Annotated in this window: 12 protein-coding genes; 6 read left to right on the forward strand and 6 right to left on the reverse strand. The window is 50.9% G+C overall.

Translation table 11 applies throughout. From position 1 onward, the window contains the following. From Q1M25_RS04865 to Q1M25_RS04875, 3 genes are all read left to right on the forward strand, one after another. Positions 1 to 310: dimethyl sulfoxide reductase (locus tag Q1M25_RS04865; protein WP_300482365.1), on the forward strand; the 310-nt coding region annotated here is incomplete at its 5' end. Between the two features lie 94 nt (positions 311 to 404). Next, positions 405 to 815 carry a hypothetical protein gene (locus Q1M25_RS04870; RefSeq protein WP_150537676.1) on the forward strand — a complete coding sequence of 137 codons (411 nt, stop codon included), beginning with the start codon at positions 405 to 407 and terminating at the stop codon, positions 813 to 815. 187 nt (positions 816 to 1,002) lie between these two features. After that, positions 1,003 to 1,437 (forward strand): hypothetical protein, encoded by a 435-nt coding sequence (locus tag Q1M25_RS04875; RefSeq protein WP_300482368.1) that lies wholly within the window; start codon positions 1,003 to 1,005, stop codon positions 1,435 to 1,437. A 76-nt stretch (positions 1,438 to 1,513) separates the two neighbouring features. Here the strand turns inward: Q1M25_RS04875 and Q1M25_RS04880 are convergent, their stop codons facing one another. Both Q1M25_RS04880 and Q1M25_RS04885 read right to left on the reverse strand, forming a co-directional pair. After that, entirely contained in the window at positions 1,514 to 1,954 is a 441-nt protein-coding gene (locus Q1M25_RS04880; RefSeq protein WP_300482370.1) for a DNA polymerase III subunit chi, read from the reverse strand. Between the two features lie 37 nt (positions 1,955 to 1,991). Continuing rightward, positions 1,992 to 4,478, reverse strand: a complete 2,487-nt coding sequence (locus tag Q1M25_RS04885) for a heavy metal translocating P-type ATPase (RefSeq protein ID WP_300482389.1) — start codon at positions 4,476 to 4,478, stop codon at positions 1,992 to 1,994. 361 nt (positions 4,479 to 4,839) lie between these two features. On the opposite strand from Q1M25_RS04885, the gene Q1M25_RS04890 reads away from it, so the two are divergent. Beyond that, positions 4,840 to 4,965, forward strand: coding sequence for a hypothetical protein (locus Q1M25_RS04890; RefSeq protein WP_003678791.1), 126 nt, complete (start codon positions 4,840 to 4,842; stop codon positions 4,963 to 4,965). 66 nt (positions 4,966 to 5,031) lie between these two features. Here Q1M25_RS04890 and hflX read toward each other — a convergent pair whose 3' ends face one another. The 4 genes from hflX to lptF form a co-directional block, all read right to left on the reverse strand. Beyond that, a complete protein-coding gene (gene hflX / locus Q1M25_RS04895) occupies positions 5,032 to 6,192 on the reverse strand; it encodes a GTPase HflX (protein WP_300482373.1) in 1,161 nt (386 codons plus the stop codon). Positions 6,193 to 6,236: 44 nt separating this feature from the next. Then, positions 6,237 to 7,457 (reverse strand): glycosyltransferase, encoded by a 1,221-nt coding sequence (locus tag Q1M25_RS04900; RefSeq protein ID WP_300482375.1) that lies wholly within the window; start codon positions 7,455 to 7,457, stop codon positions 6,237 to 6,239. A gap of 119 nt (positions 7,458 to 7,576) precedes the next feature. Further along, on the reverse strand, positions 7,577 to 8,647 hold the full coding sequence (lptG, locus tag Q1M25_RS04905; protein ID WP_300482378.1) for an LPS export ABC transporter permease LptG: 1,071 nt from the start codon (positions 8,645 to 8,647) through the stop codon (positions 7,577 to 7,579). Next, positions 8,644 to 9,759, reverse strand: a complete 1,116-nt coding sequence (gene lptF / locus Q1M25_RS04910) for an LPS export ABC transporter permease LptF (protein ID WP_300482380.1) — start codon at positions 9,757 to 9,759, stop codon at positions 8,644 to 8,646. Before lptF ends, lptG begins: the two co-directional genes overlap by 4 nt. 158 nt (positions 9,760 to 9,917) lie before the next feature. Between lptF and Q1M25_RS04915 the strand changes: the two genes are divergently transcribed. Both Q1M25_RS04915 and Q1M25_RS04920 read left to right on the forward strand, forming a co-directional pair. Continuing rightward, the gene (locus tag Q1M25_RS04915) at positions 9,918 to 11,327 is read left to right on the forward strand and encodes a leucyl aminopeptidase (RefSeq protein WP_300482383.1); all 1,410 of its coding nucleotides are present in this window, start codon (positions 9,918 to 9,920) and stop codon (positions 11,325 to 11,327) included. A gap of 101 nt (positions 11,328 to 11,428) precedes the next feature. Then, positions 11,429 to 11,747: cupin domain-containing protein (locus Q1M25_RS04920; protein WP_300482386.1), on the forward strand; the 319-nt coding region annotated here is incomplete at its 3' end.

Below are 11,747 nucleotides of genomic sequence, written 5' to 3' on the forward strand. Positions count from 1 at the left end.
ATTTTCTTGTCCTCATTGTTCCAATCTGATTCGGGGTAGTGCATTCAAAGGACTGAAAAGCATTAAAGAGTGCCCGACCTGCCACAAAAAAGTCCGCTATAAGCAGCCGACTGCAAAAGAAATCCGCCAAGCGACATGGAAAAAGAGCGTTATTTTCCTTGCCCTGCTGACCTTATACCTTGCCTTTCTGATTGCACTATTTCGCGCAGATATTCCTTTTGCGTATCTCATCCTCCCTATCATGCTCTATTTGATTGCAGTCTTCCAGCCTGCCATTATCAAGCTTTCTTCATTTGAGAAAGACGAATAGCCTGCTTTTAGACGGCCATCGCCTTCAATAACAAGGTTTGGCCGATACAGATTTTAATCCTGATCCTCGATATTCTGTCCAAGGCTTTTATTACATGAAACGTCCAGTCCCTGTTACCATCGCCGCAGCTCTCTATTTCATCCTAACTGCCCTTGTCTGCTTTACCACTGTTGCTCTTGCGATTTATTCGGGCGATTTACTGATAGAAGTTGCAGCCTTGGCATTCCCTTTCCTGCCTTGGTGGCTGTCTATGCCCCTATACTTCATCCTCCTTTCCTTACCGGTATTTATTGCCGTCGGTCTGCTTTCAGGCAACCGTTCTGCCCGTTGGCTGGCTATTGTGCTGGCGGCCGCTTCGCTAATCATGGCGTATAGCGATATGGCGAGCTATAGTTCTCAACAAATCATTATTCAATCCATTCTCCACCCTGTTTTGCTGCTCCTTATCTTCAATCCGGTATCCAACCGCTATTTCACCAACGCGGCCTCAAAAACCGAACCCTGAACCATCAGATTTTGATCTCAAAAAGACTTAAGGCCGTCTGAAACCCTTGCCCTTACGCAAATCTTTTTTAGACGGCCTAAAATAGAATGGCCTTTTCAGACTGTCTTTTTCTAAGGCAGCCCTTCATACAATCAATGATGCGTTTCCTTTAGCAGCTTTAAATACCAAACTGTAAGCAAACAAACCCATGAAATCAGTTTTTCCTATTTTCTTTATCCTGCTCAACTTATTCTTCATCCTTTATTTGCCACGCAAACTATCCATATGGGCCCGGTTTGCGCTTTACCTGTCTATCGGAGGGCTGTTTTATTTATGGATGTCCAACAAATCTGCCCTGACCTCCCTATTTGCACACACCCTGTTATTGCAGCCATTCGACGTATTTCATGAGACAATCGGTTTTTCATTATTGGTTACAGTCTTCCTCAATCTATTTGACTTGCTTGCCGTACCTTCGATTGTCCGTTTCCCCAACTTAATCCTCAAAAATCCCCAACACCACCATCAGTCTGTTCAATGGTATCTTGCCAATACTTCCCTTTTCGAACGCTTTTTCCGCTATTTCTACTCTTTCTGCTGTTGTCTCATATTTTATGGCATATGGCGCGAAGCCTTCCGATAATCAATCTAAAAAATAAAGGGACATCAACAAAATGTCCCTTTGTTTATATTCAGACGGCCTTGAATATCTTCAACACTCAATCCTTCCCTTCTCTCGAAAAATGCTCAATCTCGAATCCACTCTGACGATACGCTTGGAAACGGTCTCGGGCTTCGGCCAAATCTTCTAAGCTGTTGCCCACAATTTCAAGGATACGGTTTGGAATGGCCGGAGCTTGGCTCCAGAAATCGGCAGACAGGTTTAAAACCGTGCAATCCTGCGGAATATTCGGCAATGCATTTCCAAACGCAAGCAATACCGGCGTTTCAGACGGCATGGGGTCGGTAGGCAGCCAAACTTCATGCGGAATAAAGCTTTCGGGAATCTGCTGCCATAAATCAACGTCTAGTTGCTGCATGGCCGCAACAGAATCCGACCACACCAAAATCTGCCCGCCATCGCGTATGGCGCGCGCAATCAGGCGGCAGGCAAAGGCAGCCGGCTGGGCGACGTGTGTATAAAAAGTGGCTTTAGGCATGGCGTATTCTTTCGTTTGAGCAATGAATTGGCCGTTTTCAGACGGCCTTTTTGGTTTTCAACAATCTCAAGGCATTGCCCAACACCAGCAGTGAGCTGAAACTCATGCCGAGCGCGGCGATCCACGGGGTAACGTAACCAAACACGGCCAGCGGAACGGCAACCAGATTGTATGCGCTCGCCCAAGTCAGGTTTTGGCGGATGATTTGATGGGTACGGCGTGCCTGTTCCATCATCACGGGCAAAACGTTCAAATCATCATTGAGCAAAACCACATCGGCACCGTCTCGCGCCACATCGGCACTCGTGGCCACGGCTGTCGACACGTCGGCTTGAGCGAGGACGGGGGCATCGTTGATACCGTCGCCGATCATCATGACTTTACGTCCTTGTTTTTGCAGATTTTCCACATAAGCCAGCTTGTCTTCAGGCGTGGCTTCGGCGCAATAAGCATCCAATCCCAGCTCTTGCGCGACTTGGGCTACGGCAGCTTGACGGTCGCCGCTTAAAAGGTGCAGACGGATGCCGTGTTGTTTCAGGTTTTGCAACATTTCAGCGGCGCTGTCTTTGATTTGGTCTTCCAGCAAAAAGGCCGTCTGAAAACCGCTTTGATTGCCCAAGAAAATAATGCCGCCTGTATGGTCGATATGGGCAAATGCTTCAGGCAGATTACCGGCAATTTCCGAAACAAACGCTGCTTTGCCCAAAGCCCAAACTTGGATTTCGCCATCAAATTCGATTTGCGCGCTGACGCCGTGTCCGATACGGTTGACCCGTTGCTGCACTTTCACATCAAGCGCGGATACAGGGCCGTCTGAAAGCGTATGGTTCAAAATGGCACGGGCGATGGGGTGTTCGGATTGCTGTTCCAATGCCTGGGCGATAGCAAGGGCTTGGACTTCGTTCAGACGGCCTGCTGACAACATACGGCTGACGGAAAGCTGCCCTTTGGTCAGCGTACCGGTTTTATCGAACACGACATCGTCAATTTGGGCAAGCGTTTCCAGGCTTTGTTTGCCGCTGATGAGAATGCCGTCTTTGGCAAGCGCACCGGTAGAAGCGGCCAGCGCGGTCGGCGTGGCAAGCGACAAGGCACACGGACAGGTAATGACCAGCAGGGCAACGGTAATCCATAAGGCGGTGTGTGCATCTGCATACCAAGCCCAGCCGATAAAAACAGGAATCGCAAGCAAGAGTTCGCCAAATACAAAACTGGACGCGTATTTCTCGGCCAACTCGGCGGCACGCGGTTTTTGCGCCAGCGCGCGGTCGAGCAGTTTGACGATATGGGACAGGCGCGTGTTGCCGCCGGTATGGTCGGTGCGGATGATTAAAGGGCTGCTGGTGTTGAGCGTGCCGGCGGTTACTTTTTCAGACGGCCTTTTCACGATGGGCAGGCTTTCGCCGGTCAACATGGCTTCGTTAACTTCGCTCTCACCGGATAAAACCGTACCGTCCACCGGAATGACTTCGCCGGGTTTCACAACAATCGTATCACCGATATTGAGGCGGACGACCGCGGCTTCCTCGATGGCTTCGCTTTCCGGATAAGCCGGCAAACGGTGGCAGAATGCCGGAACCAGTTTGACCAACCGCTCCGCAGCATCGCCTGCTTTGCGTCGGGCAATCTGTTCCATAAAACGCCCACCCAATAGGAAAAACAGCAGCATGGCGATGGATTCAAAATACATGCCCTGCCCTGCGTTGGTGGCCAAGCTGTAAATACCCGCAATAAAGGTCATCACAATGGCAATGGCAATCGGCGTATCCATGCCGACACGGCGGTTTTTCCAGTCGCGCCATGCGCCGCGGTAAAACGGCAACGCGCTGTAAAACACAACGGGCAACACCATCAAAAAGCCGCCCCAATGCAGGATTTCCAAATAAAGCGGCTCGATGTCGCCGCCGTAAAAATAAGTCGGCAGGGCAAACATCATCGTCTGCATCATACCCAAGCCGGCTACGGCCAATCTGACGATAAACTGCTTGCGCTCTTTCTGCGCCTGCACTTCGATTTTTTGCGCATCATAAGGCGCGGCGGTATAACCGGTTTGGCGGATTTTCAGCAAAATATCCGACAATTCGATATGGGCGCTGTCCCACACCACGCGGCAGCGGTGGGTACTGTAATTCAAATCCACGCGCACCACGCCCTTCATGCGCAACAACTGTTGCTCAATCAGCCACACACACGCGGCGCAGGTAATGCCGCCCAGCATCAACACCGCCTCGCGCTCATCCCCTGCGCCGACCTCGACAAAATCAGCCTGCACTTCGGGCAAATCATATAGCTTTAATTGCGACAACACTTCCGGTGGCGGCAATTCGGATTTTTCCGCATCTGCAGTACGCTGTTTGTAATAATTGCCCAAACCGGCATCAATAATACTCTGCGCCACCGCTTGGCAACCGGCGCAACAGGTTTCGTGTTCTTCGTCTTCAAAACGAACCGTCAAATGCAGATGATCCGGGACTTCAAGTCCGCAATGGAAGCAGTTTTTTTGGGGATGTGTGGGAGATGTCATCATGTGTTCGATTTATTTTTCAGACGGCCTGAAACAACCGTCCCAGGGTGTTACATTTTAGCAAAAAGCGTTTTTTCGCCTCTTTTCATTCAATTTTGAACTAACAGGCTGTCGGACTTTGTAAAAAATATGGAAAACAAAGTATTGACCGTTCATCAAACGATGAACGGTAACATATAAATACCGTTTATCTTTAAAAACTTCCAATTATTTTAATGTAAAAATGGAACTTTTTTAAAAATCCTAATACATTTTTTATTGACCTCAATCCATTTGAGCAGCATACTTTAGGCATTCCGCGAAGACGGAAATCAAAAAACACACATTTACTTATAAAACTAACTTATTGGGAAACCTCACCATGATTGATCGCCTTATGCCTATCTTCGCCGTTATCGGCATTTTGTCCAGCACCGTATACCTGAGCCTCGCCGCTTGGATGCTTTACGAAAGCGTGTTCAAAAAGAAAAGCCCTCTGTCGGCATAATCCTCAGATTTAGAATTTTACGGTAAGGCCGTCTGAATATTCAGACGGCCTTGTTTCATTTAAACATCAAGTATTTGGCTGTACGGCCAATTCAATCATCGCTTCGCGCAAACCATCCAAGCCCAAACTTTCGGCAACGGAAACATTCACGCCGACGGCCTGCCCAGAGTTGTCGCGCAAAATGCCTGCTTCACGCATACCCGACGGCAGCAAATCGATTTTGTTGTACACCACCAATTGCGGAATTTCATGCGCGCCGATTTCTTCCAAGACTTCGTTGACATCGTCCATTTGCCGTTCAAAATCGGGATTGGACGCATCAACGACGTGCAGTAGCACATCCGCCATCGCCGTCTCTTCCAAAGTAGCGGAAAACGCCGATACCAGCTTGTGCGGCAAATCGCGGACGAAGCCGACGGTATCGGTCAAAATCACGCTCGCCTCATGCGACAGGAAAAGCCGTCGCGCAGTGGTATCCAAAGTGGCGAACAACTGGTCTTTCGCCAATACGTCTGCTTTGGTCAAGCGGTTGAACAGGCTGGATTTCCCGGCGTTGGTATAGCCGACAATGGCAAAGGTTTTCAGACGGCCGCTCATGCGCGATTTGCGGCGCGTGGCGCGTTGTTTGCGGACATCGGCAAGCTGTTTTTTCAATGCCGTGATTTTTTGTCCGATTAAACGGCGGTCGGTTTCCAACTGGGTTTCGCCCGGCCCTTTCAAGCCGATACCGCCCTTCTGACTTTGCAGGTGTCCATAACCGCGTACCAGCCGTCCGCTCAAATGGTTCAACTGAGCCAGCTCCACCTGCAACTTACCTTCCTGCGATTGGGCGCGTTTGGCAAAAATTGCCAAAATCAAACCCACTCTGTCGAGGACACGGCATTGAAGCTCTTTTTCCAGATTACGCTCTTGTGTCGGCGTGAGTTCGTGGTTAAACACGACCAGCCCGACATCATGCTGCTTGACCACTGCCGCCAACTCTTCCGCCTTGCCCGTACCGACAAACAAAGCCGGATGCGGTTTATCGCGGCGTGAAGTTTCGATAGAAACCAAATCGCCGCCGGCCGCGCCCACCAATTCTGCCGCTTCGGTCAAAGCCGTCTGAAAGCCGCGTTCGCGCGTTTCGTTTGCACCGGAATAGTCCGCCGTCAGCATCACGCCGACCAAGAGGACGCGTTCGGGCTTTTCCAAAGATTTATCGACGGAAAACAGATTGCGCTTGCTCAAAAAATTTCCTTTCAGACGGCCTGACGGCTGGGTCAAAGTGCTGATTAACGGTTTTTCAAAATATCGGCGAAATATTCGGCCACTTCTGCCAAACGTCCGCCTTGCACGGCATAAGGCTGCATGACGGCCACCAGCTGCTCCAATACTTCGCGCGTTTCGGTTTGCGCGTGTTCGCGGTAGAGCCACATATTTTGCATGGTCACCGTGGTCAATTCCTCGCGTACATTCAGCAAGAGCAAGTGTCGGCAAGACTCATAGCCTTGACGCAAATCGCCGGCCGCATAAGCGGTAACCGACAATTCATAATCGATGTCCAACTGATAAACATTGCTTTGGACAAAAAGAATATCGTCTTTCGGGAACGGGATACGTTTCGCCATCAGGCCGATTGCATGGGAAATGCGGTATTTTCCTTCCTGACGCAGCATGGTTTGCGCAAGGTAGAGGCACTCGGCGCGGTGCGGGTTGTAATCGTAGCCTGCCAACCAAGTTGCCAAGGCTTCATCGCGTTTGCCCATTAATTTGTAGCACTCGCCCAGCTGTTGGTAAGAAACCGTCACTTCCTCTATCCAACCGCCCAACTCGATGCGTTTTTTAAACCATTCGCTTGCACGCTCGGGCATATCGGAATCCCAATAAGAACGCGCCGCATAAAAGGCGTAACGCGGTTTCAGGTCTTCATCTTCGGGGCTATAAAACGCTTTTTCCAAAGAAACGGCGTCAAGCAGGTACTTGTTCGCCATATTGCTGCGTGCGCCGAAACGGCCGCTGAGAACCGTATAGTCGCCATGAAGCGTGGCTTCGCTGGTATCTTGTTTGTCGGTTTCGATAAATTCGTGCAACACGCCGCGCCAATAGAATGTACCGTCATTACGCAACAACAGCGGACGGTAGTAAACCACGCTGCCCATGGCATTTCGCATGCGGAGGCGGTAGCGGTCGGCGGTCAGCTCGGGCAATTCCAATTTGCCTTCAAAGCGGTCGTCCGCATCAAAAATCAACACATAATCGGTTTTGCCTTTTGCGTGTTTCAACGCCTGATTGCGGTTGTATGCAAAATTTTGCCAACCATCATGATGAATCTCGCCTGCGATGCCCTTTGCATCGAAAAAGCGGCGGATCACGCCGACGGTATCATCGGTCGAGCCGGTGTCGCTAATGACATAGTAGTCAAGTTTGATGTGGTTGGTGATGTTGGCCAGTGTTTCTTCGATGATTGCCGCTTCGTTTTTGACGATCATATTCAAGCAGATGGTTTGGGACATTTTCAATAGCCGCATTGGTTTGGAAAGATATTATTTTACTTTAGCATTTTGTTTTTTGCACACAAAATACTCAGGCCGTCTGAAGATTGCCTTTCAGACGGCCTGAAGTTTATTTTGCCTTATCTTTTTTCCTGACGGCGTATCAGATACACCGCCAACAGTGCAAACAAAACCGTCGGCAATGCGCCTGCCAAAAACGGCGGCACACCGTACAACTGGCTGGTAAAGCCGAAGAGCCGTCCGGCAAAGTGGAACAGCAAACCGAGACAGATACCGCCGAAAAGTTTCAAGCCCATATTGCCGTGGCGCGTGGTTTGCGGCGTAAAGGCGAAGGCAACAAGCGCCATCACCCATGCGGCTACGGGATACACCAGCTTGCGCCACCATGCGATGGCATAGACTTGGGTATTTTGGTTGTTTTTTTCCAGATGGTCGATGTAGGTGGTCAATTCGCCGACAGACATTTGGTCGGGCTTGACGAGCAATACATCCATCAGGTTACGCTTGACGGAAATCGGCCAGTTTTCCTCTGCGGCAGTAGAAACCTTGACTTTATCTTCGCCCAATATGCTGCGGCGGATGTTTTTCAACTGCCAGCTGCCATCTGGATTCAAAACCGCTGATTCGGCTTCTGCCGCTTGAGTCAGTTCGTTTTTATCGTTGCGCTGCCAAATTTTGATGCCCAAAAGCGTATGGTCGGGCAACATTTCGCGCACATTGATAATGCTGTTTTTTTCTTTCAGCCAAAGGCCGGTATTGCCGGTACTGATTTTGCCGTTGATCGCAGCGGCTTTAATGTTTTCGGCTTTTTGGCTCAGCGTGGGGGCAACCCATTCGCCAAGCGCAACGGTGGCAATGGCGAAAATCAAACCGAACTGCGACAGAATCAACAGCAGCTTTTTGGTGCTCATGCCGCTGGCTTTGATAACGGTCAGCTCGCTGCCGGAAGCCAGTTGGCTGAGGGAAATCAGGCCGCCGATCAAAACGGCAAGCGGCATCAGTTCATATGCGCGCGCAGGCATCTGCATGAAAACATACTGCCCCAATTTTGCACCGTTATAGCTGCCTTTTCCAAGATCACCGACTTCGTTGATGATTTCAAAAAAGCTGTACAAAGCGAGGAAGGCAAGGAGGGCGTAAACCGCCATAACCGCCATTTGACGGATGATGTAACGTGAAATCAGGTTCATTTTCCGCCTTTCAATGTCAGACTTTTGGCAACCGCCTGCCAGAAGGGTTGGCTAGGCATACTGCGCACGCGCAGCAGGACGACGGCAATCACAAACATGATGATGTGCATAGGCAGCAGTCCGAGCCAGAAATGGATTTTGCCGTCTTCCACGGCATTGCGCAGGAAGGTCAGCCCGTTTTGGTAAACCAAAAACAAACCGATGGCAATCAAGATATTGTAGGTATGGCCGCTGCGCGGATTGAAATAGGAAAGCGGCACGGCAAGCAGGCACAACAACAAAACGCTGACAGTCAGCGAGATGCGCCACATCAATTCCGCCTGATGTTGCGGGTTGCTGCTGCCGATGAGCTGGGATGTCGGGATGGTGCGGCGGTGTGAAACAGGGTCGATGAGTTTGGGCGTGGTGCTGATAATCAGGCTGAGGTGCTGGAAAGAAACGCGGTTGTAATCGGCTTTGCCGGGCGTACCGCTGTAACGGTAGCCGTCGCGTAATTCAAGCGTGCGTTTGTTGTCGGTCAGCGAAAAATTGCCCTCTTTGGCAAAAACGATGTTGTCGTTGCCGTTTTTATCCTGCTCGCGCAGGAAGAGGTTTTTCATGATGCCGGATTCGGTATCGAAGGTTTCGACAAAATAAACCCTGCCGTTGCGCTTGCCCAAGCTATTAAACTCGCCGGCTTCCACCAAAGACAACTCCTGCTTCTGCTTCAAAATTTCGGCATATTCACGGCTGCGCAACTCTGCCCACGGCATTACCCAAAGCTGCATGACGGCAATCAAAATGGCAAACGGCACGGCAAACTGCATGACCGGGCGTATCCATTGTTTCAATGCCAATCCGCAAGAGAGCCAAACCGACATCTCGCTGTCGCGCCAGTAGCGGGTCAATACGGTCAACGTACTGATAAATGCGGTCAACACCAGCAAAAGCGGGGTCATGCCGATTACCCAGAAGCCGACCAAGGCCAGCACGGCATCGATGGCGACACGCCCGTCGGCTGCACGGCCAAGCAGGTTGATGGCCTGCGTGGACACCAATACCGCCAAGAGAACGACAAAGATGCCGACGGCGGTAAAGGAAAGTTCTTTAATAAAGTTTCTTTGGTAAATCATAAGATTGAGCGTGGTATACGGTTTATGGGAAACCTATATTTATTAATAAGGCTTCAGACGGCATGACACAAATGGAGTACAATGATTTTCATCTGTTCGGACGGTTGGTCAACAGGCCGTCTGAACAACCGACAACCGTTCCAATCAGGAGAATAAACGTGAAATTTAGCACAAAAGCCGAAACTTTGCAGGCTCAACAGGCAGGTGCGCAATTATTTGTCTGCGCCGAAGCATCACAACTGAGCAACCCGACTGCCCTCGCCCTCTTCGCTTCCCTTGAAGAAGGTCAAAATTTCGCCGACACCAAAATCCCGACGGACAACGGTTTGCAAGCCATTGCCGTTGCCCGCCTCGAAAAAACCGACCGCGCCGCATTGAACAAAGCCGCAACCGAAGCCGCCAAATGGGCGCAAAATCAAGAAACGGTTAATGTGGACATTCACGCCTTTGAAGAAGCGCAAGCCGCTGCCGTTGCCGAAGCGTTTGCAATTGCGTTCGGCAATGCCGCCTACCGTTTCGACCGCTACAAAAAAGAAGCCAAACCGGCCAAATTTGCAGAAGCCGTGTTCCACAGCGCACACGAAGCCGCCGTCAAAGAAGCCCTGCGCGTTGCCGAAGCGCAAGTTTACGGACAAAGCCTCTGCCGCGACTTGGGCAATGCCGCACCAAACGAATGTACGCCTGAATTCCTCGCGCGTACCGCCAAAGCCGAAGCCGAAAAATTGGGCGCACACGCCAAAATCATTGAAAAAGACTACATCAAAGAAAACATGGGTTCGTTCTGGTCTGTCGCCAAAGGCAGCGTCGAAGATCCATATTTGGTCGAACTGAGCTATTTCGGTGCAGCCGACAAAGAAGCCGCGCCTGTGGTATTGGTCGGCAAAGGCATTACCTTCGACACCGGCGGCATTTCCCTCAAACCCGGCCTGAACATGGACGAAATGAAGTTCGACATGTGTGGCGCGGCAACCGTCATCAGCACCTTCTGCGCCGCCGTCAAACTGCAACTGCCGATCAACCTGATTGCCATCGTCGCCACTTGTGAAAACATGCCTTCCGGCGCGGCCAACAAACCGGGCGACGTCGTGAAAAGCATGAAAGGTTTGACCATCGAAGTGTTGAACACCGATGCCGAAGGCCGTCTGATTTTGTGCGACGCGCTCACTTACGCCGAACAATTCAAACCCAAAGCCGTCATCGACGTCGCCACCCTGACCGGCGCGTGCATTATCGCCCTGGGTCATGACGTCAGCGGCGTAATGGGCAACAATCAAGATTTGGTCGACAGCCTGCTGGCCGCTTCCCGCAACGTGGATGACAAAGCATGGCAACTGCCGCTCTTTGAAACCTACAAAGACCAACTCAAATCCAACTTTGCCGACATTCCAAACATCGGCACGCCGGGTGCAGGCACGATTACCGCCGCAACATTCCTGTCTTACTTTACCGAAGACTATCCATGGGCACACCTTGATATCGCAGGTACTGCATGGAAATCCGGCGGTGAAAAAGGCGCTACCGGCCGTCCTGTTCCTTTATTGTTGAACTATTTGCGCAATGTGAAATAAATCTTTGGGGGAAGCCTGCGGGGTTACACATTTCAACCCCGCAGGCCGTCTGAAAACGGAATCCGCATTATCTGACTCAACCTGACAAACGGAGAACCACCATGAAACCACTATTTGCCGCATTATCTGTTGCCCTTCTGCTCGGCACATCCATAAGCGCGCAAGCTGCCGAACAAACCACCCCCACCGACCGCAGCATCCAAGTGTACAAAAAAGCCGACTTAGCAGAATGGAACCGCGAAAACGCAGCCGGAGGCCAAGGCCCGTTGCTCGGCAGCTTTGCCTTCACGCGCCATCAAACCGCCGACCAAGACGCATTCAAGGAAATCGGCTGGCTTACATTACCGCCGGGCGCTTCCATCGGCCAACACAAACATACCGGCAATGAAGACGTTTACATCATCGTATCCGGCAAAGGCC

The sequence above is a fragment of the uncultured Neisseria sp. genome (assembly GCF_951230505.1).
In the GTDB taxonomy this organism is placed as follows: Bacteria; Pseudomonadota; Gammaproteobacteria; order Burkholderiales; family Neisseriaceae; genus Neisseria.

What these genes read in the sequence shown, in the direction of transcription:
- lptG (WP_300482378.1), bottom strand. Translation starts at nt 8,647, where the DNA reads ATGAACCTGATTTCACGTTACATCATCCGTCAAATGGCGGTTATGGCG.
- Q1M25_RS04870 (WP_150537676.1), top strand. Translation starts at nt 405, where the DNA reads ATGAAACGTCCAGTCCCTGTTACCATCGCCGCAGCTCTCTATTTCATC.
- Q1M25_RS04900 (WP_300482375.1), bottom strand. Translation starts at nt 7,457, where the DNA reads ATGTCCCAAACCATCTGCTTGAATATGATCGTCAAAAACGAAGCGGCA.
- Q1M25_RS04880 (WP_300482370.1), bottom strand. Translation starts at nt 1,954, where the DNA reads ATGCCTAAAGCCACTTTTTATACACACGTCGCCCAGCCGGCTGCCTTT.
- Q1M25_RS04885 (WP_300482389.1), bottom strand. Translation starts at nt 4,478, where the DNA reads ATGACATCTCCCACACATCCCCAAAAAAACTGCTTCCATTGCGGACTT.
- Q1M25_RS04890 (WP_003678791.1), top strand. Translation starts at nt 4,840, where the DNA reads ATGATTGATCGCCTTATGCCTATCTTCGCCGTTATCGGCATTTTGTCC.
- Q1M25_RS04875 (WP_300482368.1), top strand. Translation starts at nt 1,003, where the DNA reads ATGAAATCAGTTTTTCCTATTTTCTTTATCCTGCTCAACTTATTCTTC.
- lptF (WP_300482380.1), bottom strand. Translation starts at nt 9,759, where the DNA reads ATGATTTACCAAAGAAACTTTATTAAAGAACTTTCCTTTACCGCCGTC.